Source organism: Helicobacter sp. T3_23-1059 (genome assembly GCF_053654515.1).
In genome coordinates, this window is the sequence record NZ_JBSIUV010000001.1 from 81,131 (window position 1) to 105,796 (window position 24,666).

The following is a 24,666-nucleotide window of genomic DNA, read 5'->3' on the forward strand; positions in this document are numbered from 1 at the left end:
AAATGATGATGTGATTTTGCCTAGCGAAGCGGATTTGACGCCACAAAATCCTACTTTTTTAGAAAACAAAAATGATGAAACAGATATAAAATCTCTGCCAAAAAATAGCATAAAACGAAGGCTTAGCGAGATAGAAGAGAGGGAATTTGCCGAGAAAAAACGACAAAAAAATCTAAGCAAAATGCTAGATGATGATGTAACCATACAGCTTTCAGACGCAGTGCGCGAAATCCGCGAAGTGATGGGAACTCCTAGCCCTGTAAATCGCATAAATCCTACAAAAAGGCGGGGAAGAAAAAGCGAAAAACTTATCTTGCCTGAGACTTCACAAATCGAGTTACGCGAAGATGATGAGGAAAATCTAGCAACATATCCGCAAAATCCACAAAATGCTTACCTCCAAAACTCATACCAACTAGAAGCGCAAAATCTAGCCAGCCTAGATTCTGCCATAAACCCAAACACGCAGGCAAATACGCGCTTTGGGAATGATGAGGAGTGGGAGTATGGTTTTGAGGATTTGGATAATGAATTTAGCAAGGCAAATGCTTATACGCAAGCTAGGGCGTATAATTCCCTAGAATCTATCAAAGACATAAATAACAACGCGAATAACAACACTGCCCCGCAACAATTTGCACCCAAAAAAATAGCCCCAAAAAGTGCTAATCCTACGAATAAAGAAGCCCTAAAATCCGCGCTAAAAAAAATCAAAAATGCAAAAAAAACGCTAGATTTGACAAGCGTAGAATCAAAGCAGGCAAACTCTCAAGCAAGCCTAGAATCTAGCGCGTTTAAAGAGATTTATAGCGAGCTAAAATCGCTAAATGACAAAATCAAACTTATCCAAAATACGCTTTGGGAAGAGAAGCGTCCAAATATGGCAATCGAAGTGCCAAAAGAATTTGCCGAAATCTATCGCATAGCAAAAGCAAGTGGTATGAATAAGGAACATATTGAAGAAATTATGCGATTAAGCACAGAATTTATGCCTCTTAAAATGCGCTCACAAAGCGCGACTATCAAGCGATATTTTCGCGAAGTGATGCGAAAAATGATTTATTGTCGCAAAGAAAATAGTGTGGGCAAAAAAATCATCATTTTTGTGGGACCAACAGGAGTTGGCAAAACCACAACCATCGCAAAGCTAGCCGCTAGATTTTCACAGATTTTGCCACAAAAGAAAAAAGTAGGGCTTATCACTCTAGATGATTATCGTATCGGTGCGCAAGAGCAGCTTGCGTGGTATGCTCGCAAAATGCGAATTAGCATTGATTCTGCAAGCGATGTTAGCGATTTTTTAAGCAAAATCGAGGCGATAAGGTATTGTGATTATATTTTTATCGACACTGCTGGGCATTCTCAATACGACAAACAAAAAATCAACGCGCTTAAAAAGTTTGTCAAAAATGACGAATATAAGATTGATGTATCGCTTGTGCTATCTGCTAGCACAAAGTATGAGGATTTAAAAGATACTTACTTAGCTTTTAGCGAGCTAGAGATAGATACTTTTATCTTTAGCAAGCTAGATGAAGCGCGCGGGCTTGGCAATATATTCTCGCTTGTGTATGAGACAAAAAAGCCTATAAGTTATCTTTGTGTGGGGCAGGAAGTCCCAAGCGATGTTATTGTAGCGGACAATAATTATCTCGCCGATTGTTTGATGGGCGGGTTTTTTTACCCCGATAAGGAAACAAAATGAATCAAGCACATAACTTAGAATCTATGATGAAATCCCCTAGAAAAACTACGGCGAAATTTATCGCCGTTACTTCGGGCAAGGGTGGTGTAGGCAAGTCAAATATTTCTGCAAATCTTGCGTATTGCCTGCATAAAATGGGCTATCGCGTTGGGGTTTTTGATGCGGATATTGGGCTAGCAAATTTGGATTTGATTTTTGGCGTAAAGACAGAAAAAAATATTTTGCACGCATTAAAAGGCGAAGTGGATTTTAGAGAAGTCATCTATGAAATCGAAAATGGCTTGTATTTGATTCCCGGGGATAGTGGCGAGGAGATTTTACGATATTCATCTACAAATATGATTGAGGATTTTGCTGGGGATACGGATATATGGAATCTATTTGATTATGTGGTGGTGGATACGGGTGCTGGGATAAGTAATATGACGCAGGCATTTTTGCGTGCGAGTGATTATATCATCGTTATCACTACGCCTGAGCCCTCATCAAAAACCGATGCTTACGCTATGCTAAAGGTAAATTCTAAATTTACAAATGAATGTATGATGCTAGTAAATATGGCAAATACCCAAACACAAATCACGCAAGTATTTGACACTATTTATAAAGTGGCGCAAAAAAATATCCCAAATTTGCGCTTGCAACTTTTGGGCGGATTTACGATAAACAACGCTTTAAAGCAAGCGATTTTGCGCAGAAAAATAATGTGCAAAGTCGAGCCAAATAATGTTTTTTCGACTTCTATGCAAACGATTGCCAAACGGCTTGTAGATAAAATGGAACATAATATGCTTGAGAGACCCACAGACACGATTGGAAGCTTTTTCAAGCGTATTTTGGGCTATTTGTAGGCTTTGTGCTTGTTAGATTTTTGGTAAATTTGCCTAAAATCCAAAAAAGACAAAAATCAAAGTTTGCAAAATCGTGCAAAATAGCGGCAATATCTACACATAAACCACAACATAAAAGGGGTTAGCGATGCGTATGTCAAATTTTATCAATCTCTCTGTTGTGGCAGGATTTTTTATCGGGCTAACGATAGGTTTGATAAAATTTAACGAGCCTGAATTAGTGCTGTTTTTGCTTATCATCGTTACGATTTGTATGTATCTAATCTCCCTTACAATGGCAGCAGTTTATACTTATATCCAAGACCCAAAACCTAGCTCTATGCTTGCAAATAAAGACTACATTGAACAGCAACTTGACTATTTTGATGGTGAGTTTGACCACACAGAAAAAGAAGCGAGGGCGATTGCTAGATTTATCGCTAGCTTTGAGCTAAGCGAGCAACAAGAATCAATCGCGCAAGCCAGCACCATAAACAATGTCCAAAATCCAGCCCAAATCCCTGAAAATCCCGCATAAACGCAAAAAGCCCATAAAGGTTGCCAATGATACCTCAAGCCTACCAAGAAGTAAAACAAACAAACCAAGATGAGCTAGCCGTAGCCTACCTCCCCGCTGTCAAAGCGATGGCATATCGTATCAAAGAGCGATTGCCTGCGCATTTGGAGGTAAGCGAGCTGATTTCTATTGGCACAGAGGAGCTACTAAAACTAGCAAGGCGATATGATGAAAATCTAAATGACTCATTTTGGGGCTATGCAAAATCTCGCGTATATGGTGCTATGCTTGATTATTTGCGTGCGCTTGATGTAGTCTCTCGCTCTTCGCGCAAACTTATCAAAGCTATTGATGCAGAAGTAAGCAGGTATTTTAACGAGCACGAGGAAGAGCCTACTGATGAATACCTCTCAAAAGTGCTAAATGAAAGTGTGGAAAAGATTAGAGAAGCAAAGATAGCCTCTGATATTTATGTGCTTGTGCCAATCGATGAGCAATATAATATTATGGAGCCTACAAATATTATCGACAAACTTGAAAAAGAAGAGCTAGTCGATAAAATCCAATCCGTGCTAAAAACTTTCCCTCAAAGAGAGCAGCTTATAATCCAGCTTTATTTTTTAGAAGAGCTAAGTCTAAGTGAAATCAAAGATATTTTACACATTACAGAATCTAGGATTTCACAAATCGCAAAAGAAGTGATAAAAAAGATTCGATATTCATTAGGAGAACAAAATGGCTGATATACTAAGTCAAGAAGAAATAGACGCCCTCCTAGAAGCAGTCGATGATGGCAAAGATGATGATACGCTTAGTCGAAGCGATATACTCCCGCAACGACAAGTAACGCTATATGACTTCAAACGGCCAAATCGTGTCAGCAAAGAGCAACTCCGCGCCTTTCGCTCTATCCACGACAAAATGGCGCGTGCGCTATCTAGCCAGATTTCAGCGGTTATGCGCTCTATCGTGGAGATTCAGCTCCATAGCGTAGATCAGATGACTTATGGTGAATTTTTGATGAGTTTGCCAAGTCCTACGAGTTTTAATGTATTTTCGATGAAACCACTTGATGGCACGGGCGTGCTAGAGATAAATCCTAGTATTGTATTTCCTATGATCGATAGGCTTTTGGGGGGCAAAGGCGATCCTTATGACAATTCGCGTGAATTTAGCGATATTGAGCTAAATTTGCTTGATACGATTTTGCGTCAAGTGATGCAGACGCTAAAAGAAGCGTGGAGCTCTATCACGGATATGTATCCAAGCATTGACGCAAAAGAATCAAGCCCAAATGTCGTCCAAATTGTCGCACAAAATGAAATTGTCATAATGGTGGTTATGGAGCTTATCATCGGGCATTCTAGCGGTATGATAAATTTTTGCTACCCCGTGATTTCGCTAGAATCGATTTTGCCTAGACTTGGCAGTAGAGATGTAAATCTAGGCGAGACAAATTCCAAAAAATCACGCAACAAAGAACTACAAGCCCTAATCGGTGGCGCAGATGTGGGCGTAGAGGCATTTATCGGCGGGACAAATCTCACGCTAAAAGAAGTGCTTGATTTACAAGTGGGCGATGTGATACGACTAAATGAACCTGCTAGCGATGATGTGGTGGTAAGTATCGATGGGAGGGATAAATACCGCGCAAATATCGGCTTGCAGAGATTTCGCAAATCTATCAAAATCCAAGAAGAAATCCTAACCGAAAAAGACAAAGTCAAAGAAATCCTTGAAATGCTCGAAACCCAGCGCAAAAACAAAATCGAAGATGCCGAAAACGAGGAAGAGGAAGAAGACTAGATGTTCAAAAAGTAAAATCTAAAACACCAAAATGAATAATCTACAAAAATTGAACAATACAATAAATAAGGAGGAATGCAAATGGATAGCCCATTTTTTAAGCTACTAATCGCTGAAATCATCTCTACGATTGAGGGTTTGACAGGAAATGCTCCAAGCGTGGAGTTTAAAAAAAGTGGTAGTGTGAGCGAAATCGTTACGGATTTTCCTTGCGCGCTTACTACGATAAATGTCAGTGGCGATGTCAATGCAAAAGCGGGGATAATAAACCCCATAGAATTAGTAACGGCATTAAGCGATTTGATGTTAGGAGGGGAGGGAAATAGTGGCACGGAGGCAAGTAGCGATGATTTGGATGCGACAAAGGAGATAAATTCTAATGTATTTGGTGCGATTGCCACTTCGCTAAAATCGCAAGGGGATTTGCCAAATTTAGATTTTGAGGTGGTAGGGATTGAACTAATTGATGATGTTTCAAAACTAGCAGATTTTAGCAATGCCTATGAAGTGTCTTTTTCGCTAAATAGGGCAAATTCTAGCTATGTGGGCGTAATTTCAAAAGAGTTAGTTCCTTATTTTGAAGGTGGCAACTCTACACCTGCGGCAGCTGCTAGCCCAGGAGCGCACTCCTCGCTAAGCCCAGAGGAAATCCGCAATATCGGTATGCTTTTAGATGTAAATCTAACCGTAAAAGTTCGCATAGGACAAAAGAAAATGCTACTAAAAGATGTCATCTCTATGGATATAGGCAGTGTCGTAGAGCTAAACCAGCTTGCAAATGATCCGCTAGAAGTGCTAATCGACAACAAAGTCATAGCCAAAGGCGAAGTAGTAATCGTTGATGGAAACTTTGGAATCCAAATCACAGATATTGGCACAAAACGCGAGAGATTAGAGCAACTAAGAGGCGGGTGAGATTTTGTCTAGCGGGCAAAAATAGCCTAGCGGGCAAAAACCCGTCTAGCGAGTGAGATTTTGCCTAGCAAAAATCACAAATTTTTCATCAATCAACATTATTAGTCAAATATTACTCAAAAAATATGGAGGCAAAAATATGAGAAAAACCCCAGCGCATTTTTCACTAGCACTTCCTGTTTTTGCGGAGGATTTAAGCGGGGATTTAGCTAGTGATTTAGCCAAGATAAAATCACAAACTGCAAAATCTAATGAAAATTCTAGCCACGATTTTAGCGAGCAAAAAAGTAAAAATCCTAGCAAAAAATCTAGTGTAGATTCTAGCCAAGATGACTTAAAAAAGGGGGCATTAGAGACTAAAAAAGCGCAGATTATTGACATTCGCCAATCTAGCGACTACGCTAAAAAACACATAAAAAATGCAAAAAATATCACAGATTTTGAGAGTTTGTCGCGTGAGGTTTTGTCTCACAGGGACACGGATTTTTTGCTTTATTGTTATTCGGGCTATACGGTGGCGATGATAGGCAGTGAGCTAGCAAAAATGGGCGCAAAAAATGTGTTTTTCTTTGATGAGAGTTTTGAGATATTGTGCGATAGATTAGAATCCACTACTTAAAGGGCGATAATGTCAGCGACACAAAAAAGCAAAAAAGATATTATTTTAATACTAGGCTATGGAAATATGGCTTCTGCTATCGCTTTAGCATTAGATAGGCAGGGCAAATACGCGCTTGAAATCTGCGGGCGAGATGTCCAAAAAGCGCGAGATTTTATCACCAAACATAGACTAAAAAACGCCACCGCGATAGAATCAAAACAACCCAATTCAAGCAAAAATGACAGCAAAGATTCTAGGCTAACAATTAAAATCCAAGATAAAATCTTACTTTTGTGCGTAAAGCCAAAAGGGCTATCTAGTTTTTGCTATGAAGGCAGGGCAAAAGGCGTTTATAGCGCACTTGCGGGGGTAAATATCGCTACGCTAGAATCTCATATAAGCTCAAAATATGTTGCAAGACTTATGCCAAATGTAGGTGCTAGATTTAGCCTATCAGCCACAGCGGTTTTTATCGCTAGCAAAGATGACAAATCTAGCGAAAACGCATTTAAAAACGAAGCAAGGCAAATCATAGAATCCTTTGGGAACGCGGTATTTGTAGCAAGCGAAAATCTTATTGATAGCTCTATCGCTACAAGTGGCTCTTCGCCCGCATTTCTAGCACTTGTAGCACAAAGCCTAATAGACGCAGGCGTGCAAGAGGGGCTATCTAGGGTAGATTCTGCCTTGCTTGTAAAGCAGACTTTTAAGGGGTTTGCTTCTCTTTTGGACTTTGCTACGCCTCAAGAGATTATCGAAGCGGTTACTAGCCCAGCAGGCACGACAGCGCGAGGACTAGCTGTGCTAGAGGGCAAAGCCGTGCGCGGTGCATTTCTAAAAGCCTGCAAAGCAAGCGTAAAAAAAGCGCGACAAAATAGCCCAAAATAAGCAACACTTTTTCAAGCAAAATTTTAAAAGTAAAATCTAAAAAGGAGTGCTTTTTATGCCAAAAATACAAAATCAAGCGATAAATGGGTATTTTGGGGAATATGGAGGGCGGTTTATCCCTGAAACGCTGATGAATGCAATCTTAGAGCTAGAATCTGCTTATGAAAAATACAAAAATGATATAGATTTTAGCACTGAGCTATCTAAACTGCTAAAAACCTATGTAGGACGCCCATCACTATTGTATTTTGCAAAATCTATGAGCGAACATCTAGGAGGAGCAAAAGTCTATCTAAAAAGAGAGGATTTAAACCACACAGGCTCACACAAAATCAACAATGTGCTAGGGCAGATTTTGCTAGCAAAAAAAATGGGCAAAACCCGCGTGATAGCCGAGACAGGAGCTGGACAGCATGGAGTGGCTACGGCTACGGGTGCTGCGCTTATGAAAATGGAATGCGAAATATTTATGGGCGAAGAAGATGCCAAAAGACAAGCACTAAATGTCTATCGTATGAAACTACTAGGCGCAAAAGTCAATGTTGTCTCTAGCGGGACAGCCACGCTAAAAGACGCCGTAAGCGAGACTATGCGCGAATGGACTTCACGCATAGATGATACACACTATGTGCTAGGCTCGGTTATGGGACCACACCCATTTCCTACGATTGTAAGGGATTTTCAAAGCATAATTTCACTCGAGATAAAATCTCAAATATTAGAGCTAGAGGGCAGACTGCCAAATGCCCTGCTAGCCTGCGTAGGCGGGGGGAGTAATGCTATCGGTGCGTTTTATCATTTTTTAGGCGATGAGAAAGTTAGGCTTATCGGTGTAGAAGCAGCAGGGCTAGGCATCGATACTAGCCAAACCGCCGCGAGCATTAGCACGGGCAAAGTCGGCATTTTTCACGGAATGAAATCATATTTTTGCCAAGATAGTTTTGGGCAAATCGCGCCTGTATATAGCATAAGCGCGGGGCTTGACTATCCGGGGATAGGTCCAGAGCACGCATATCTAAATGACATAAAAAGAGTAGATTTTGTGGCTATCAGCGATGATGAAGCAGTCAAAGCGTTTGAATATCTCTCAAAAACAGAGGGGATAATCCCAGCCATAGAAAGCGCGCACGCCATAGCCTACGGGCTAAAAATAATCCCCAAAATGCCAAAAGATAATATCGTAGTGATAAATCTATCAGGCAGAGGGGATAAAGATTGCGCGGCTATGGCAAGGTATAAAGGGGAGGAAATCTATGAGTAAAAAACTAGAATCCAAATACGCGCTCTCTAGCGCATTTAGCCAAAATCCTAAAAATGCCACAAAAAAAGCGTTTATCCCATTTATCACTTGTGGCTATCCTAGTATCGCGCTAAGCGAGCAGATTTTATACGCGCTAGAATCAAATGGCGCGGATATTATCGAAATAGGGATTCCTTTTTCTGATCCTATCGCAGAGGGCGAGACTATCCAAAAATCTAGCGCAAAAGCCTTGCAAAATGGCGTGCATTGCGAGGAAGTATTTGATTTTGTAAAGCGCGTGAGAAGCAAAAGCGAAATAAAGCTAGCATTTATGACTTATGCAAATATCATCTTTGCTTATGGTGTAGAATCATTTGTCGCCAAAATGGCTAGTTTTGGCGTAGGAGGGCTAATCCTAGCTGATGTGCCTTATGAGGAAAAAGGCATATTTGTCCGTGCGTGTGAAAAATATGGCGTAGATTTTATCACGCTAGTTGCCCCTAGCTCCAAAAATCGCGTGGATATGGTAGCAAAAAACTCAAGCGGATTTATTTATTGCGTTAGCTCACTAGGCGTAACGGGCGTGCGAAGCGGGTTTGATAGCGCATTAGAATCAATGATAAGCAAAATCCGCAAAGCCTCTAGCACGCCTATCGCCGTTGGCTTTGGTATATCAAACCCCACTCAAGCAAAGCAAATCGCCTCTTATGCAGATGGGGTAATCATCGGTAGCGCGATAATGAAAATCTGTGAAAAAAATGAAAAAGATGAAAAAAAATGCCTAGAAGAAGTCGCTAAATTTGCCCGCGAGATAAAAGAAGCGATTAGCTAAGATTTTGGTTTTTTAAAACTTTGCGTTATTTGTAGATTTTTTAGATTTTAGCATTTTTAGATTTTGATATGTTTTTTTTTTTTTTTTTTTTGGATTTTGTAGTTTTTGTGTTGTTGTTAGATTTTGCTTTTTTTATATTTTTGCGTGTTGTGTAGTTTTTGTGCATTGATTGGATTTTAGTTTTTTAGATTTTGGTTAGATTTTAGTTTGTTGCAAACATTTGCGTTATTAGTATGGAGTTATGAGTATGGCAAGTAAATCTATACTTGCCATACGATTTTGCTAAGCAAAAACATTTACTAGCAAAATCTTAACCCCCCAAAATCTACTAGAAACTATATGTGTAGCGCACATTAAAATTCCAAGTGTTTCGTATTTGTTGAGTTACTTTCATTGAGTTGCCTTGAGAGGAAACGCTATAATCTGCGATTGTCGCAGGTAAAAATGGCACTTTTGCTACCGCTTCGATTCCGTGGTGTTTGGCTAGATTTGCCCTCAAACCTACATTTAGATGCGCATCAAAGCTAGCTGCAGGCGTGCTTATAGAGCTACTTACACCTTCAACCCCTTCAACTTGCTTGATAATTTCTTTCGCATAGTTTCTTATACTATTTATATCAGTGCCTGTGAGTGAATTTGCACCAATCCCAAGCCCGATAAACCCACCAATATCCAAACTTTCAGCACTATAAAAATTGCCTAGAAAATCCACATTCACGCCGTAGTTAAACAAATTACCGATATTTCTACCATTGCCAGCACCTATTTCTCCGTGTATGTGGTTGAAATTTGCATACCCGCGCAAGCCTAGTTTTGGGGTAAAGAAGTGTTTATAACCCACTGTGATTCCATATCCAAAGCTATTTGCACCGCCATCAGTTCTTCCTTTTGTTTTTTCAGTTGTGCCATTTGTTGTAGTTTCGTCGTTGTATTCATAGTTTAGATTTCCATAGCCTACACTTCCAGCCTCTAGCCCTACAAATACCCCGCTTTCCTCGGCAAATACACCATTTGCTAGCACGCTAGCCACCGCCACGCTTGTAACCATTTTTGACAATTTTTTCATTGTCTTGCTCATTATAAGGTAAAATTTCGCTCCGCTTTTTAATCCATTTTTTAAAAAAGCATAAATCTTAAGATTTTGCATTTTTTAGGCATTTATCACAATGTATAAACGCTACATAAAACGCGTTCAAACACCCAAAATCCGCAAAATCTAGCAAAAAAACGCATTTTTTAAAAACAAAAAAAAAAAAAAAACAAAAGCGTGGCAATATTCTACCCCCCCCCCCCCCTAATTAAGATTTGCTTAAAAGCAAAAAAATTTTTGAACTTTTTAAAAATTTTTTGGGTGGTAGAAAATTTTTTTAAAAAAAGTTAATTTTTCACAGTCGCATTTTTGGATTTTTGCATTATTGCATTTTTGGGGCTATTGTTTTTTTTGGTATTCTTTGGATTGTTGGTTTTTTTGTGTTTTTGGATTGTTGCATTTTTGGATTTTTTGAATTATTGTTATTTTGGATTTTTTGGATTATTAGTTGTTTTGTGTTTTTTTAATTATTGGTTTTTTTGCCTTTTTTTTGGATTGTTGGTTTTTTGTGTTTTTGGATTTTTTTGCTTTTTGTGGATTGCCACGCAGATTTTGACAAATCCGCTCGCAATGACGGCATTATTTCCCCCTCCCTTGCGGAGGGGGTTAGGGGGAGGGTATCCTACCATTGCGAGCGTTGCAGGGCAACGCGTGGCAATCTATAGCTATATCCACAGCTCACAGCTAAAAATGTCGTGTGAGTAGAGTTTATGTAAATATAGTGGTTATTTGCCATAGATTTATGGGAATTTTAGACGCAATACTCAAATCGGACAGCAAGGCTGACATAAAATCCTAACAAAAAATAATAAAAAACCAACTATTGAGTCTGCTTCACGCATTTTTATCTTTCTCCACAAAAACTTCCTTGCAAAGTTTATCATAAGCCATTTTTGCTTCTCTTGGCGTGATTGTGCCATCGGGATTTGGTCCAAATGCCATATCCAATCGCTCTGCGATTCGCGCTCCAAGCGCATTTGGCAAAATCGCTTTTATCGCCTTTAAGATTCGCGCAAAATTCTTTTGCTTAAATTTTATCTGTCCTTTTACGCCAAAGATTTTAAATCGATATATGCGTTTTGTGCAGATTGCCCTTTCGCTCAAAGCGGGAAAAATGTTGTAGTATTTATGTAGTGGCGAGTGCAAGTAGCGCGGACAGATATATGGCTCACTTGTGCCGACAAGGACATTTGCGCTTTTGCCTAGCGCAGCACAAAGCGTTGCCGTGCCTGTTACAAAGCAATAAATCGCCTTTGCCGAGTAAATCAAATCGCAAAAGTCCTCCAAAGTGGGCGTTGTGATAAACTCCGTGTCAATATCATAGTCAAAACACGCTCTTTGTGGATTGCTATTTTTGCCTGTGGGCTTTTTTGCCATAACGGCGTCTATTTTGACATTCATTTCTTTGAAAAAGTGCAGTATGTCGGCAAATTCACAGCTTGATTGCGTAACAAAATTTGGGTCAAAAATCACTTTATGAAATTCAGGGTGAAATTTGGGCTTATAATAAATCTCTGGCTCGTGCATTCGCACCCCATCATCAAGCCCAAAGAAAAGCATAATCTTATCAAGCAGATTTTCACCGCGTGTAAAAGGGAGGTTTTTGTATGAGAAAAAGGGAGCTGATTGAGGGCTATTGCAGGGAATTTTGGCGTTTGGATTTTGTTTTTGCCCTGTTGAAGCAATGTAGTAGTTTTCTAAAACGCCATCGACATAAGGATTCACCTCCCAAATAAGCCTTTTGTAATCATCACTGCGGAAGTTAAAAAAGGGCTGAATATAGACTTTATCGTAATTCCCCCCCCCCCCGTTTATGTTTGCAGTTTTGGCGATGCGTGGCAAGTGGCTAAAAAATAAACTATCGCCTAACCCTGCGTAAGAGAGATAAATAATTAGCGTTTTTGGCGAATTTTGCTTTGAATCGTGTAAATTTTGTTTTGAATCTTTTGTCATAATCAAATCCTTTTTTAAAAATTGCATAGCATTATAGCAAAAAATCGCATTATTTATAGTTGATGTTTATAAGCAAAACATTTGATATAATTTTGCAAAAATTTTATAACTTAACAATGAATATCAAAAATATTAAGGGTAAAAATGGCAAAAGTAGATAAAATCACTATACAAGGCTATAAATCCATCAAATCTTTAGAAAATTTTGAGCTCAAAGACTTAAATATACTAATCGGGGCTAATGGAGTTGGTAAAAGTAATTTTATCTCGGCATTTAGACTTCTTAAAGAAATGTATAACAAAAGATTACAGCTTTACACTCAAAGCAAATCACCTGATAATCTTTTATATTTTGGCAGAAAGCATACGGAGAAAATTTATTTTCAGTTTGAATTTGAGCGCAATGCTTATAGTTTTACTCTCATTCCAACAGCAGAAAATAAGTTTTTTTGTTAAAAATGAAATGACCATTTTTTATGGATTTTACGGAGCAAAAAAAGAAACTATTGGCGAAAATTTAGAAGAATCTCGTATTGGATAGGTTGAAAAATATATCAGTTATAAACCAATGATTCCATACTTAAAATCAATCAACAGCTGGAAAATCTATGACTTTCACGATACCAGCGACACTTCAAAAGATGAAAGGCAAAAGCGCGAGTATTGATAATCTTATTTTCAAACAAGATGTTCAAAATCTAGCCCCTTATCTAAAAATGCTTAACGATAAATTTAAAGAGCATTACGAACAAATTATCTCTACGATTCAAATGGTTGCTCCATTTTTTGGTGGCTTTGTGTTAAGAGATGATGAATATATCCAGCTTGAATGGTTTGATAAAACAGACCCAGATACACCTTTCAAGGCACATTATTTGTCCGATGGGACACTTCGCTTTATCGCTCTTGCGACTTTGTTATTACAGCCATTTGAGCTTATGCCAGATACGCTTATTATCGATGAACCAGAACTTGGGCTACACCCATTTGCTCTTTGTGTTTTAAGCGAACTAATTAAACGAGCAAGCAAAGAAAAGCAAATTATTATTTCTTCGCAATCCGTTGAGCTTATCAATTATTTTGAGCCACAAGATATTATAGTCGTTGATAGAGAAGATAATCAATCCATATTCAAAAGATTAGAAGCAAAAGATTTGCAGTCTTGGCTTGATGATTATTCTTTGGGCGAAATGTGGAATAGTAATCTCATAGGTGGTCGCCCCAAATGATTTTATATATACTATGCGAAGGGCAAAGCGAAGAGGCATTTATCACGCAAGTTTTAACACCTTATTTTAAAAACATAAAGCCATATTTATATTTAAAACCCATAATTACAAAAACTTCTGTTGGGCATAAGGGCGGGGGTTTAAATTACCATAGGATAAAAAAAGAAATTCTTAACTTGCTCAATCATAAAGAAGTCTTTGTAAGCACATTTTTTGATTATTATGCCTTACCTAGCGATTTTCCAAAATACAACGAACAAAAAGGCGATATTTACGAAAAAATAGGCATTTTAGAGCAAGGTTTGTGTGATGATATAAATACCAACGATTTATATAAACAAAGATTTTTTCCACACATTCAACCTTATGAATTTGAAAGATTACTTTTTAGTAATATTGATAAAATCAGTCAAGCCGATGCAGAATGGAGAAATAATCAATCCTGCTTAAATGAACTTAAAAAAATTATCCAAGAATTTAATAACCCCGAATTTATCAACAATTCTCCACAAGCAAGCCCATCTCATAGACTAAAAGACATATTTCCAAAATACAGAAAGGTAATTCACGGCAAAATCATAACTCAAAATATAACTATCACCCATATAAGAAACAAATGTAAGCACTTTGATGAATGGTGCAAGAAAATTGCTTCATTGCAAAGTTTGTGATAATTATAGGTTTGTATGATTATAAAAATGTCTTTTATACATTTACAAAGGTTCAACATTTTATATTACTCAAAGTGTTTGAGGTTTTATTGTTTTTTGTATTTATTTATGATTTGCAAATTTTTCATTTAGGATTTTTCTATAACTTCAATCTATTTTTTGCTTAATTTTTTAGGTAGCAAGGGTGGAATCGCGTGGCAGTCTATCCTATAATACAAATGAAAAAGATTGCTGCGCGGATTTTAACTTGTCAAAATCCGTTCGCAATGATAGCAATGCCCAAACTCTCGCAATGACAAGATACTTCGCCTGCGTTTAAGTATGACAAACATTGCTAAAATGTCGCGCTTATGTGGCTAAAAACCACGCATTGCGCTTAAAACCACGCAGTCCATTTGATAGATAAAGAGTTTGCAAAGCCTTGCAAAGATTGCGGGGAAAATCCACCTACAAAGTAGATTCCGCCATAGCCTAGTGTGATTTCATTATTTTTTGCCACGCTCCACACAAAATCCAAATCCAAATTCGCATAAAGCAATGGCAAGTTTATATCGCCTTTGCTTTGTAGATTTGCTATGGTAAATCTCGCATTTTGTTGATTTAAAATATTGTATTTTCCACCTAGTAGCCAAAACATTTTAAAACTACCACTTTTGCCAAAACTTTTGCTTCCTTTGAGGTGTAGGCTTACCTGCGGCAAATGCCAAAGATGCAATGGATAGTCCTCATTTGCTTGATTCATAAATTCTTTGTTAAGGCTAAAGCTAGGCAAAAGTAGCAAATCATAGCTAACACCTAGCTCTGGTGCGACATAGCTAGCGGCTTTTTCTTGATAAAAGGCTATGCCGATTTTGCCCTCTGTGCCAAACCCGTAGTTAAAAAGCTGGGTTTGTAGCTTGCCCGCGTAGGTGTTTGTCTCAAAATGAGGTGCGTTTATATCGCCTCGTAAAATACCTTTGAAATAAAACTCTTTTAGGCTTTTTGATTTTAGGGCTTTGGAGGCAAAATAAGTCGCACCAACTTGCGCGCTATGGGTTTGCAATAATATGTTTTGCACATAGACATCTGCTAGCGTGTGAGTGTATTCATAGCCTACATATCCGCCTAAGATTCCGCTATTTCCCAAATTTCGCTGTATCCCCCCGATAATCCCTCCGCTAAATTCGTGCGCCCTAGACACACTAGAATCACTAAAGTAGCTATGCCCACCATAAGGCACGACAAATCCTATGTGGTTTTTGTTTTTTTCATAGGATAAAAATTTTTTCTCCAATCTTGCCTTGCCTCTATTTTGCCTTGAGCTTGTGGCTAGTTTTCGCATTTGTGGGGCATATCTAGGAGATGCGCCCGGTGGCGTGGCAGCGGAGGGTTTTTCAAAGATTTGGGGTTGTTTTGATTTATTAGGCGTAGAGCGGAAGTTTTTTTTCATCACAGAATCTAGCACGGTTTGTGCCATCGTATTTCTGCGCATATAGCCTAGCGTCATTGTTTTTAGGATAGTTATGCCATACGAGCTAGACACATCGGCTTGCAGGCTAAATCCTGTGCCTCTATCTTGCAATTTTATACCCGGAGTTGGCGATAGATTTTCAAAGCTTGGAGTTAGGCTACCTGCGGCAGCACCTTGAATGATTTTGCTGTATTTATACACATCGCTATCGCTTGCGCCACTACCGCTCTCACTTATGCCTACGCCTATGATGATGGCTTCTTTTGCGATAGAAGAGACTTTTATACTGCCGTTTGCATCGCTTCGTAGATATAGGTGCTCTACGGGAGTTTTTGGCATCCCTGTGTAGCCTTGATTTTTAAAAGTATGTTGTGTTGTTTTTTCCCAATCTGTCTTTCCGCTAGAGATAGCAATCGTCCATTTATTTACATTTAGGTTATTGATATTGCCATTTAGGTGGTAGCCAAAATTTAGCCCGATTTGCCCGTCATTTAGGTTCATTGTGCCTATGGTTTGGTTATTGTTATTTGCCATATTATCAAAATACAAAATATTCCCGCCATTTAGATTTATGGTATTTATCGTCCCGCCTGAATGATTTAGCGATAGAGAGCCACCGCTATTTATGGTGATATTTTGCACAGTTCCACCGCTAATGGTGTAGTTTGTGATATTTCCCCCGTTATTTACTTCGACAAGTCGCACATTGCCATTATTTGTAGTGAGGTTGCCGATATTTCCTCCCCTATCGACATAGAGAGAATCCGCATTCCACGCTTTGCTAGGGATATAAGAGGTGATATGCTCATCTGCGCTATATAGATTTTGGTAAGAGGTGATAAGGCTTGCAAAAATCGTTAATTTGCAAACACGAAATTTGCAAATGCTATGTAAATTTTGTATTTTAGAGTTTGTCATAATATTTCTCCTTAAAAAATTTTGCGCTAAATGTGTTGCATATAAGCGCGAATAGATTAAAAGTTAATGATTATATAACAAAATCTATCAAAACACGCAAAAATCGCGTTTTTGTATGTGATTTTTGCGTTTTGTGGCAGGCGTTTTTGACATATTTTTACACATTAGCACATAAAGCAAATCAAAAATATGTGTAAAATCGATACTATAATGAGAATTTATACGCGTAATTCTTATAAGGTTAAGTATTTTTTAATCACTTTTGGTTATAATCCAAAGCATTACAAGCCACGCAAAAACATAGATTTGCAATGGCTTAGACGCGCTACACAGCGTAAAATCACAACAAAACACAACACAAAACAACACGCAAAAACGCAAAAATGTAAAAAAACTTAAAAAAGGTAAGATAAATGCCAACGATTCAAAATCAAATCCAACTAGCCACTCAAAATCTAACTTCTAAATATGTAGCTTTTAATGACGCAGCTTCAAATACTTCTCAAAATACCACACAAAATACTACTCAAAATATTTCTACTTTTAACGCGGACTATCCGCTAGATTCTACTATGGATATGACTGCGGATTCTGCTATAAATTTTAATATGTATTCTGCTTTGTCTAGCAATTCATTGGATTTTGCTCGTAATTTGGAAAATGTAGATTTTGCTATGTCGCACGCATTTTTTGGGGTGTTTGTGCTTTTTGTGCTTACATTTGTGGCGTTTAACTACACGCTAAAAATCCAGCGATTTATCTCGCGCGAACTCGCTACAAAATCCCGCGACAAACTAAAACTCGCCCCTTATGAATGCGGTCCTACTCCGCTAAAACAGCCTGCCAAAATCCCAAATCAGTTTTTTATCATCGCACTATTGTTTGTGCTATTTGATATTGAGGTGGTGTTTATGATTCCGTGGGCTATCGTGTATAAAGAAGCGATACAAACTAGCGGATTTGGAATCCTGCTTTTTATAGAGATGATAAGTTTTATATTATTGCTTGTGGTGGGGCTAGTGTATGCGTGGAAAAAGGGCGCATTGCAGTTGCAAGAGCATAGCCACAAAAATACGCTAACAATGTCCAACAATACGCAATCATAAAACGATAAAAACTTTTAAGGAATAACAAAATGAGTCAAAATTTTCTATCGTCAAATTCTGCAAACCTAGCAAAATCTAGCATAAAGCAGCCCGCGCATTTTAACCCTATGACGCCCTTAAGAGATGCTAGCCTGCCTATCGCGCTAACTACGATTGATAAATTGCTAAATTGGGGGCGAAGCAATTCGCTTTGGCCACTCACTTATGGGCTTGCGTGCTGTGCGATAGAGATGATGGCGACAGGGGGGAGTCGTTTTGATTTTGATAGATTTGGGACGATTTTTCGCGCTAGCCCTAGACAAAGTGATGTGATGATTATCGCGGGAACGCTTACCAAAAAACACGCCGAATACACACGCAGGCTATATGACCAAATGCCAGAACCAAAATGGGTAATCTCTATGGGGAGTTGTGCTAATACAGGTGGAATGTTTAATACCTATGCCACCGTGCAAGGTGTGGATAGAATCATACCTGTGGATATTTATTTGCCCGGGTGCGCTCCTCGCCCAGAGACTTTGCAATACGCCCTGCTTGTGCTTCAGCGAAAAATCCGCTCAAATAAAGCAATCCCACAAAAAGCAAGACGAATGATTTAGTATCTTGCCACGCGCAAAGAATCAAAAAGCAAAAAAGCCAAATGCAAGCTAGAATCTAAAAAACTAGAATCTAAAAAAAAAGAGGATAAAAAATGTCGCAAGAAACACTTTTGCAAACGCCACACCAAAATCTATCCAAAAATCCACATAAAGATGTCCAAAGGCAATCTTATCATACGCCTAGATTTTATAAGCCAGAGCTAACGCCAAAGCAAGATATACAGGGCAGTGCGTGGGAAGTGATTTACAATCACATTAGCTATTTTCATAAAGTGGATTTTGCATACATTGAGCTAGGTTGCGCGGTGTTATGGGTAGAATCTAGCGAGATTTTCCCTGTGCTAAAAAGGCTAAAATCGCTAGGCTATGAAGTGCTAAGCGAAATGAGTGCCATAGATAAATTAGCATTAGATTCTAGCGATTTTGGTGAATCTAGCGAAGAGTGTGGCATAAAAAGTGCGGGTAAATTTGAGCTTTTTTATCAGCTTCACTCATTAGATTCTAGCTATGCAGACAAACGCAGAATCCGCATAAAATGCACGCTAGAAGAGGGAGAAAAAATAGAATCCATACATTCCCTTTTTGCGCTTGCGTTGTGGAGTGAGCGTGAGATATATGATATGTTTGGGATTAGGTTTTTAAATCACCCAAATTTATCGCGCTTGCTTATGCCACGCGATTGGGTAGGACACCCGCTTTTGCGCTCATATCCATTGCAGGGAGATGAAAATGCTAGCTGGTATGAAGTGGATAAAATCTTTGGCAAGCAATATCGAGAAATCATCGGCGCAGAGCAAAGAGATAGCGCAAGGATAGATGAGAGTGAAGTGAGGAATTTTGCAAGAATCGATGAAATAGGCAAGAGTAGCGACCCGCTATATATGCAAGCCTCAAAAACGCTTTTTGTGCGAAATATCTCAAAAGAAAAAAGAAAGATTTTGCAAAAACGCAAATAAACGCAAAATCTACATTAGTATGTTTATGTAAGGATATGCAAAATGGCACAAATCTACACGAGACTAAAACCACAATTTGAAAATATCGCCTTTGAAAAGCGAGATGATAACGAAATGGTGCTAAATTTTGGACCACAGCACCCTAGCACGCACGGGCAGTTGCGACTTGTGCTAGAGCTAGAGGGCGAGCAAGTCAAAAAAGCTAACCCAGAAATAGGCTACTTGCATAGAGGCATAGAAAAGCTAGCAGAAAATATGATTTACAATGAATTTATGCCGACAACTGATAGGCTTGATTATATCGCTGCAAGTAGCAATAATTACGCTTACGCGCTTGCAGTTGAGCGACTTATCGGGCTAGAAATCCCGCGCAAAGCCCAAGTAATCCGCACCACGATTTTGGAGCTAAATCGTATCATTTCGCATATCTTTTTTATCGCTGTGCACGCTATGGATGTGGGTGCTTTGTCGATGTTTTTGTATGCGTTTAAAACGCGTGAGTATGGGCTTGATTTGATGGAGGATTATTGCGGGGCTAGACTTACGCATAATGCCATTCGTATAGGTGGTGTGCCACTAGATTTTCCACACAACTGGCTTGAAAATCTGCAAGCATTCTTAAAAGAAGTGCAAAAATCTATCGAGCTTTTTGAAGGATTGCTAGATAATAATCGCATTTGGAGGGCAAGGCTTGAGGGCGTGGGCGTGATAAATGCAGAGCGGGCAAAATCTTGGGGCGCAAGCGGGATAATGCTCCGCGCCACAGGTATTGTTTATGACATTCGCAAAGAAGAACCTTATGAGTTGTATGATGAGCTAGATTTTGCCGTGCCTGTGGGGCATAGTGGCGATAGCTATGATAGATATAGACTTTATATGCTTGAGATTAGGGAGTCTTGCAAGATTTTAGAGCAGTTAATCACGCTTTACCCACAAGCTAGCAAAGAATGTGAAAATCTGCGTGGTGGCGGGCTTATGGCGGATGCACCTAGTTTTATTTCCGCACCAAAAGAAGAGATAATGACGCAAAATTATTCGCTAATGCAACATTTTGTGCTTGTTACGCAGGGTATGCGACCACCAAAGGGCGAAGTATATGTCCCCACAGAATCCCCGCGTGGTGAGCTAGGATTTTTTATCCATTCGCTAGGGAATCCATATCCTCAACGCGTAAAAATCAAAACCCCTAGCTTTGCCCATACGGCGTTGCTTCAAGAAATGCTAGTGGGAGAATATATCGCAGATGTGGTTACCATAGTTGGCTCGTGCAATGCGATTTTTGGCGAAGTGGATAGGTAGTTTTTGCGTGATTTTTGCGCTTAAGATTGGTTTTGGTAAATAATAAAACACAAATAACAAAACAAAGGAAGCAAAAAATGAAGCGATTTGATTTGCGACATTTAAAAAATGATTTTTATACCAAAATGGGCGAAATTTTAGAATCTAGCCTGCAAAATGGCGAAGTTGGGATTTTTCTTTACGAGCTAGGGGATTTTAGCAATGTCGCTAAAAGTGCGGAATTTATGCGCTCTAAAGGCTGTGAGATTCTAAATTCTGTGCGGTTTAACCACTGCGATTGGACGCTTGTGGTGCGCAAAGGTGGCGAAAATCTTGCAAACCAAAATCTACAAGATACACAAAGCACAAACGCGCAAAATCCACAAAATCCAAACATTTCGCATAATACGGAGCAAGCATAATGAAAAATTTGCTTCTTGTGCTAGGCGAAATGGCGTGTGATATGCAAACTCTATGTTCGCAAGATTTTTGCGCATTGCAAGATTTGCAAGATTTAAAAGATTTGAAAGATTCTCACACTATCATTTTGCACCCCATAGCTGATACTCGCTATGAAAGCACGCAAATCCAATATGAAATTGGTGCGGAATTAGGCGTGATGATTTTGCTAGCAAACGCGCTTTTGTCAAACGATATGAAACAAAATGAGGTAGATAAAAACCAAACAAGACATATTTTACAAATCTTAGAGAAAATATCTAGCTTTGATTTTGGGCATATTTCTAGCGAATCTTCTTTGAGCGAAGAGGAAATAAACGAAATTGCTAGTAAGTTTAAAATAGCCACAAATCGCTATATCTTGCTAGGTAGGGCGTTTGCATACCATAGCGACAAAGAGAGTATTTATAAGATTTTAGGACTGCTTAGCAAAATCCCAAATACGCATATTATCGATAATGAAAAAAATAAAATGCTAGATTTTACGCAATGTTTGGATAGTGATTTTTGGGATAATATAGAATCTAAACTAGAAAATTTGCCAGAGAGTAATGGCGCGTTTATATATTTTGCCCCGCAAAATCCCACAAAAACCCAAAATCCAACACTAGAAGCAACAAAGCAATTTTTAACACTAGCAAAAAGTAAAAATGGCGATACAATCACGCTAAAAACCCCTCACATAAGCATAGCTTGCAAAATCATAGAATCCCCATATTTGCGCGGTGTCGTGGGTATCACTAGAGATTTTGCAGATATAAATGGCTATCCATTTGTCCCATTGCAAAATCTAATCGCATAAGGAGAAAATATGAGCCAAACAAATCCACAACAAAATCAATCCACCCAAAATCTAATCACTATCAAAATCAACAACCGCTCCTTGCAATGCGAGGAGGGAGAGAGTATCATCGAAGTAGCGAGGGCAAATGGCATATTTATCCCTACGATTTGCTATTTATCGGGCTGTTCACCCACGCTTGCGTGCAAAATGTGTATGGGGGAAAATAGCGAGGGCAAGCGCGTCTATACCTGCAATACAAAAGCAAAAGATGGTTTAGAGATTTTCACAGATACGCCAGAACTACGCAAAGAGCGACAAGCCATAATGCAAACTTATGATGTAAATCACCCGCTAGAATGCGGAGTATGCGATAAAAGCGGGGAGTGCGAACTCCAAAATCTAACGCTTTATACGAAAGTATCCCACCAAGATTTTGCCTTGCCTGATGATGAAAAACATTCTAAATTTTGGGCTCAAGCTGAATATGACCCAAATCTTTGTATCGTATGTGAGCGATGTGCTACCACTTGCAAAGACAACATAGGCGAAGCAAAACTAAAAGCAAATAAGGCAGATTTGCATTCCCCTGATGAGTATAAAGACAAAATGGCAAAAGACCCATATAGCGTGTGGAGCAAGAAGCAAAAATCTTTAATCGAATTTGTAGGCGAAACGCCCTGTGTGGATTGTGGCGAGTGTATCGCGGTTTGCCCTGTGGGAGCGCTAACTTATAAGGATTTTAGCTACACTGCAAATGCGTGGGAGCTAAAATCGATTTTTAGCACTTGTGCCTACTGCTCTGCAGGCTGTCAAGTCATCTATGAAAAGCGACATTTTGATATGGAGGGCGTAAATATCACAAGAGCTGATAAAAAAGGTAGCGTAACAAGTGGGGAAAAAATCTATCGCGTAAAAAATGATTTTCACTTCGCACCGATTTGTGGGGCGGCTAGATTTGGTTTTGGTTTGCGCTCTCAAGGGGATTTGCATATAGATTTTGATGTTAATCAAAGCAAATCTAGCACTCATAAAGATAGCGTGTTAAAAAATGCCCTAAATGCCCTAAAAATAGCAAAAGGCATTAACTTAGGTTCGCAAGCTACCAACGAAGAAGCCCTAATCGCACAAAATCTAGCCACGCATTTTGGGCTAAAAATCTACAATGATGAGGCGTATGCTTATCAGCGACTTTTTGGCAAACTCCCGCTAAATCATACTTTAAGCGAACTAAAAGACTCTAGCGTGATTATCGCGTTTGGCGCGAGTGTGAGGCTACATATCCCACATATTCAATACGCGCTAAACAATGCCATTCGTATCCAAAAGGGTGTAAAACTTTTTTATGTAAATCCTATTTTTGATTCGCTTATTTCTAGCTTTTCGCGCTCGGTAGAATCCATCTCTTATGGCGCAAATTGTGAAAGGGAGGCATTGCTTAGTTTGCTACTTGCGCTACAAGAAATTTGTGTGCTTGATATAGAGGCAAGCATCATTCAAGATAGCGAGCAAAAAACTAAAATCAAAAACGCGCTAACACAAATAACACAAACAAAAGAAGAAATAACGCAAGAATCTAGTAAAGAATCTAATAATGTAGATTCTGCAAATCAAGAAAATGCAGAATCTAGCGAGCAAGAAACGCAAGATTCTAGCCCAAAATCTACAAGCAAAATCATTTACAAAGCATTGCAAGAAGCGGGGATAAATGCGGAGGATTTTAGCAAAATCGCCACTGCTTTGCTTGAAAAAAAATCCACCCAAGAACCTAAAACAAACTTTTGTCAAACAAGCCTTATAGTCGGCACAGAAGTGCTAAATGCGATAAATAAAGATTCTATCATAGCGGATATATTAGCGATTTTAGAGCATTTAGGGATAAAGGTTTTTGTCCTGCCAAATGGCACAAATGTCGCAGGTATCGCACGAATCTGCACGCTAGAGCCTAGCCAAATCGCACAAGCGCATAATGATTTTGCAAAAACTACAAATGATTTTATAAAAGATTTGATAGGAATCCGCGCTAACGGGGAGTGGGTATGGGATAGCTATTTTTGCGATAATGATGGGGAAATACTGCAATTTAGCAATGTTGCTAAGCCTGATTTGATTTTGCCTACTTTTTCGCAAATGAATGCCACGATAACAAACTATGAAAATCGCGTATTGCCGATAAATCGTGCGCTAGATTTTGTGGGGTTTGATTTAAGCGATATTGCTAGATTTGTAGCAGGCGTGGATAGGGATTTTGCGCTAAGTTATGCGGTTTGTAAGGATTTAAGCGATTATGGGCTAGAGCTACCAAAAGAGAAGGGATTTTATCCATTTTTGCACTCTGCGCTAAAAAATCACTACACACAAGGCGGGGAGGACAAACGAGGCTATGCCCTAGAATCCGCTATAAAACTACAAAACGCGCAAACTAATACTACCACCAAACAATCTAGCCCAAAAGCACGCGAGTTTAACGCCTATCTTTCATACCCACAAAATCTATTTGGCACACAAACCGTGCTAGATAAAAATATGCAGCAACAAGATGGATTTTATACTTCAAAAGCGCATTTTGAAGAGCTAGGTTTAAGCGAGGGGGAGGAAATCTGCCTAGAAATCGCGCATAATGTAAGTGATTTTGGGGGGAGTGATTTTGGCACAAATGGTGTTGGAGCAAGCAAAAAATCCGCGCAAATAAAGGGTAGGGTGTATATTGATTATGGATTGTCTCAAAATATTTGGCTTATTAGCCCATATATTTTTGGTAAAAATATTTTGCAAATTAGTCAAAGCAATTATTTGCAAGCTAGGATTTTAGGCAAATGATTGCAAAATCTGCCACAAAGAA

Annotated in this window: 21 protein-coding genes and 3 pseudogenes; 21 read left to right on the plus strand and 3 right to left on the minus strand. The window is 39.0% G+C overall.

Going from position 1 to position 24,666, the window contains the following annotated elements:
- Window positions 1-646 precede the first annotated feature (646 nt).
- The 10 genes and pseudogenes from flhF to trpA all read left to right on the plus strand — a co-directional run.
- Window positions 647-1,705, plus strand: a pseudogene (gene flhF / locus ACWIX0_RS00400) (flagellar biosynthesis protein FlhF); the annotation flags it as partial.
- The gene (locus ACWIX0_RS00405; protein WP_454170962.1) at window positions 1,702-2,556 is read left to right on the plus strand and encodes a P-loop NTPase; all 855 of its coding nucleotides are present in this window, start codon (window positions 1,702-1,704) and stop codon (window positions 2,554-2,556) included. The pseudogene flhF and the gene ACWIX0_RS00405, both read left to right, overlap by 4 nt.
- Window positions 2,557-2,683: 127 nt before the next feature.
- A complete protein-coding gene (locus ACWIX0_RS00410; RefSeq protein ID WP_454170963.1) occupies window positions 2,684-3,073 on the plus strand; it encodes a hypothetical protein in 390 nt (129 codons plus the stop codon).
- A gap of 26 nt (window positions 3,074-3,099) precedes the next feature.
- Window positions 3,100-3,795 (plus strand): RNA polymerase sigma factor FliA, encoded by a 696-nt coding sequence (locus ACWIX0_RS00415; protein ID WP_454170965.1) that lies wholly within the window; start codon window positions 3,100-3,102, stop codon window positions 3,793-3,795.
- Window positions 3,788-4,858, plus strand: coding sequence for a flagellar motor switch protein FliM (gene fliM / locus ACWIX0_RS00420; RefSeq protein ID WP_454170967.1), 1,071 nt, complete (start codon window positions 3,788-3,790; stop codon window positions 4,856-4,858). Before ACWIX0_RS00415 ends, fliM begins: the two co-directional genes overlap by 8 nt.
- An 81-nt stretch (window positions 4,859-4,939) precedes the next feature.
- Entirely contained in the window at window positions 4,940-5,773 is an 834-nt protein-coding gene (fliY, locus tag ACWIX0_RS00425) for a flagellar motor switch protein FliY (protein ID WP_454170969.1), read from the plus strand.
- Window positions 5,774-5,912: 139 nt separating this feature from the next.
- Window positions 5,913-6,392 (plus strand): rhodanese-like domain-containing protein, encoded by a 480-nt coding sequence (locus tag ACWIX0_RS00430; RefSeq protein WP_454170971.1) that lies wholly within the window; start codon window positions 5,913-5,915, stop codon window positions 6,390-6,392.
- 9 nt (window positions 6,393-6,401) lie between these two features.
- A complete protein-coding gene (locus ACWIX0_RS00435; RefSeq protein ID WP_454170973.1) occupies window positions 6,402-7,262 on the plus strand; it encodes a pyrroline-5-carboxylate reductase in 861 nt (286 codons plus the stop codon).
- Window positions 7,263-7,317: 55 nt separating this feature from the next.
- Complete coding sequence (gene trpB / locus ACWIX0_RS00440; protein WP_454170974.1) at window positions 7,318-8,523, plus strand: tryptophan synthase subunit beta; 1,206 nt, start codon at window positions 7,318-7,320, stop codon at window positions 8,521-8,523.
- Entirely contained in the window at window positions 8,516-9,334 is an 819-nt protein-coding gene (trpA, locus tag ACWIX0_RS00445; RefSeq protein ID WP_454170976.1) for a tryptophan synthase subunit alpha, read from the plus strand. Before trpB ends, trpA begins: the two co-directional genes overlap by 8 nt.
- A 328-nt stretch (window positions 9,335-9,662) precedes the next feature.
- On the opposite strand, the gene ACWIX0_RS00450 is transcribed toward trpA, so the two are convergent.
- The gene (locus tag ACWIX0_RS00450) at window positions 9,663-10,400 is read right to left on the minus strand and encodes an outer membrane beta-barrel protein (protein WP_454170978.1); all 738 of its coding nucleotides are present in this window, start codon (window positions 10,398-10,400) and stop codon (window positions 9,663-9,665) included.
- Window positions 10,401-10,948: 548 nt separating this feature from the next.
- Here ACWIX0_RS00450 and ACWIX0_RS00455 point away from each other — a divergent pair.
- The gene (locus tag ACWIX0_RS00455) at window positions 10,949-11,089 is read left to right on the plus strand and encodes a hypothetical protein (protein ID WP_454170980.1); all 141 of its coding nucleotides are present in this window, start codon (window positions 10,949-10,951) and stop codon (window positions 11,087-11,089) included.
- A gap of 169 nt (window positions 11,090-11,258) precedes the next feature.
- Here ACWIX0_RS00455 and ACWIX0_RS00460 read toward each other — a convergent pair whose 3' ends face one another.
- Window positions 11,259-12,377, minus strand: a complete 1,119-nt coding sequence (locus ACWIX0_RS00460) for a hypothetical protein (RefSeq protein ID WP_454170982.1) — start codon at window positions 12,375-12,377, stop codon at window positions 11,259-11,261.
- A 144-nt stretch (window positions 12,378-12,521) separates the two neighbouring features.
- On the opposite strand from ACWIX0_RS00460, the gene ACWIX0_RS00465 reads away from it, so the two are divergent.
- The 3 genes from ACWIX0_RS00465 (at window position 12,522) to ACWIX0_RS00475 (ending at window position 14,277) form a co-directional block, all read left to right on the plus strand.
- The gene (locus ACWIX0_RS00465; RefSeq protein WP_454170984.1) at window positions 12,522-12,833 is read left to right on the plus strand and encodes an AAA family ATPase; all 312 of its coding nucleotides are present in this window, start codon (window positions 12,522-12,524) and stop codon (window positions 12,831-12,833) included.
- 152 nt (window positions 12,834-12,985) lie between these two features.
- Window positions 12,986-13,606, plus strand: a complete 621-nt coding sequence (locus tag ACWIX0_RS00470; RefSeq protein WP_454170986.1) for an AAA family ATPase — start codon at window positions 12,986-12,988, stop codon at window positions 13,604-13,606.
- Entirely contained in the window at window positions 13,603-14,277 is a 675-nt protein-coding gene (locus tag ACWIX0_RS00475; RefSeq protein WP_454170988.1) for a DUF4276 family protein, read from the plus strand. The genes ACWIX0_RS00470 and ACWIX0_RS00475 overlap by 4 nt, the downstream gene beginning before the upstream one ends.
- 376 nt (window positions 14,278-14,653) lie before the next feature.
- Here the strand turns inward: ACWIX0_RS00475 and ACWIX0_RS00480 are convergent, their stop codons facing one another.
- Window positions 14,654-16,645 carry a hypothetical protein gene (locus ACWIX0_RS00480; RefSeq protein ID WP_454170990.1) on the minus strand — a complete coding sequence of 664 codons (1,992 nt, stop codon included), beginning with the start codon at window positions 16,643-16,645 and terminating at the stop codon, window positions 14,654-14,656.
- A 653-nt stretch (window positions 16,646-17,298) separates the two neighbouring features.
- Between ACWIX0_RS00480 and ACWIX0_RS00485 the strand changes: the two genes are divergently transcribed.
- From ACWIX0_RS00485 to ACWIX0_RS00515, 7 genes and pseudogenes are all read left to right on the plus strand, one after another.
- Window positions 17,299-17,751 carry an NAD(P)H-quinone oxidoreductase subunit 3 gene (locus tag ACWIX0_RS00485; RefSeq protein WP_454171066.1) on the plus strand — a complete coding sequence of 151 codons (453 nt, stop codon included), beginning with the start codon at window positions 17,299-17,301 and terminating at the stop codon, window positions 17,749-17,751.
- Window positions 17,752-17,858: 107 nt separating this feature from the next.
- Entirely contained in the window at window positions 17,859-18,350 is a 492-nt protein-coding gene (locus tag ACWIX0_RS00490) for a NuoB/complex I 20 kDa subunit family protein (protein WP_454171067.1), read from the plus strand.
- A gap of 92 nt (window positions 18,351-18,442) precedes the next feature.
- On the plus strand, window positions 18,443-19,306 hold the full coding sequence (locus ACWIX0_RS00495; RefSeq protein ID WP_454170992.1) for an NADH-quinone oxidoreductase subunit C: 864 nt from the start codon (window positions 18,443-18,445) through the stop codon (window positions 19,304-19,306).
- Window positions 19,307-19,348: 42 nt separating this feature from the next.
- On the plus strand, window positions 19,349-20,605 hold the full coding sequence (nuoD, locus tag ACWIX0_RS00500) for an NADH dehydrogenase (quinone) subunit D (RefSeq protein ID WP_454170994.1): 1,257 nt from the start codon (window positions 19,349-19,351) through the stop codon (window positions 20,603-20,605).
- Window positions 20,606-20,682: 77 nt separating this feature from the next.
- Window positions 20,683-20,904, plus strand: a pseudogene (locus tag ACWIX0_RS00505) (NADH-ubiquinone oxidoreductase subunit E family protein); the annotation flags it as partial.
- Between the two features lie 101 nt (window positions 20,905-21,005).
- Entirely contained in the window at window positions 21,006-21,845 is an 840-nt protein-coding gene (locus ACWIX0_RS00510) for a hypothetical protein (protein ID WP_454170996.1), read from the plus strand.
- A gap of 9 nt (window positions 21,846-21,854) precedes the next feature.
- Window positions 21,855-24,428: pseudogene (locus ACWIX0_RS00515) on the plus strand (NADH-quinone oxidoreductase subunit G); the annotation flags it as partial.
- Window positions 24,429-24,666: the final 238 nt, after the last annotated feature.

Excerpts from the sequence above, each read along its gene's own strand:
- ACWIX0_RS00405 (WP_454170962.1), top strand. The coding sequence starts at position 1,702 with ATGAATCAAGCACATAACTTAGAATCTATGATGAAATCCCCTAGAAAA.
- ACWIX0_RS00410 (WP_454170963.1), top strand. The coding sequence starts at position 2,684 with ATGCGTATGTCAAATTTTATCAATCTCTCTGTTGTGGCAGGATTTTTT.
- ACWIX0_RS00415 (WP_454170965.1), top strand. The coding sequence starts at position 3,100 with ATGATACCTCAAGCCTACCAAGAAGTAAAACAAACAAACCAAGATGAG.
- fliM (WP_454170967.1), top strand. The coding sequence starts at position 3,788 with ATGGCTGATATACTAAGTCAAGAAGAAATAGACGCCCTCCTAGAAGCA.
- fliY (WP_454170969.1), top strand. The coding sequence starts at position 4,940 with ATGGATAGCCCATTTTTTAAGCTACTAATCGCTGAAATCATCTCTACG.
- ACWIX0_RS00430 (WP_454170971.1), top strand. The coding sequence starts at position 5,913 with ATGAGAAAAACCCCAGCGCATTTTTCACTAGCACTTCCTGTTTTTGCG.
- ACWIX0_RS00435 (WP_454170973.1), top strand. The coding sequence starts at position 6,402 with ATGTCAGCGACACAAAAAAGCAAAAAAGATATTATTTTAATACTAGGC.
- trpB (WP_454170974.1), top strand. The coding sequence starts at position 7,318 with ATGCCAAAAATACAAAATCAAGCGATAAATGGGTATTTTGGGGAATAT.
- trpA (WP_454170976.1), top strand. The coding sequence starts at position 8,516 with ATGAGTAAAAAACTAGAATCCAAATACGCGCTCTCTAGCGCATTTAGC.
- ACWIX0_RS00450 (WP_454170978.1), bottom strand. The coding sequence starts at position 10,400 with ATGAAAAAATTGTCAAAAATGGTTACAAGCGTGGCGGTGGCTAGCGTG.
- ACWIX0_RS00460 (WP_454170982.1), bottom strand. The coding sequence starts at position 12,377 with ATGACAAAAGATTCAAAACAAAATTTACACGATTCAAAGCAAAATTCG.
- ACWIX0_RS00465 (WP_454170984.1), top strand. The coding sequence starts at position 12,522 with ATGGCAAAAGTAGATAAAATCACTATACAAGGCTATAAATCCATCAAA.
- ACWIX0_RS00470 (WP_454170986.1), top strand. The coding sequence starts at position 12,986 with ATGACTTTCACGATACCAGCGACACTTCAAAAGATGAAAGGCAAAAGC.
- ACWIX0_RS00475 (WP_454170988.1), top strand. The coding sequence starts at position 13,603 with ATGATTTTATATATACTATGCGAAGGGCAAAGCGAAGAGGCATTTATC.
- ACWIX0_RS00480 (WP_454170990.1), bottom strand. The coding sequence starts at position 16,645 with ATGACAAACTCTAAAATACAAAATTTACATAGCATTTGCAAATTTCGT.
- ACWIX0_RS00490 (WP_454171067.1), top strand. The coding sequence starts at position 17,859 with ATGACGCCCTTAAGAGATGCTAGCCTGCCTATCGCGCTAACTACGATT.
- ACWIX0_RS00495 (WP_454170992.1), top strand. The coding sequence starts at position 18,443 with ATGTCGCAAGAAACACTTTTGCAAACGCCACACCAAAATCTATCCAAA.
- nuoD (WP_454170994.1), top strand. The coding sequence starts at position 19,349 with ATGGCACAAATCTACACGAGACTAAAACCACAATTTGAAAATATCGCC.
- ACWIX0_RS00510 (WP_454170996.1), top strand. The coding sequence starts at position 21,006 with ATGAAAAATTTGCTTCTTGTGCTAGGCGAAATGGCGTGTGATATGCAA.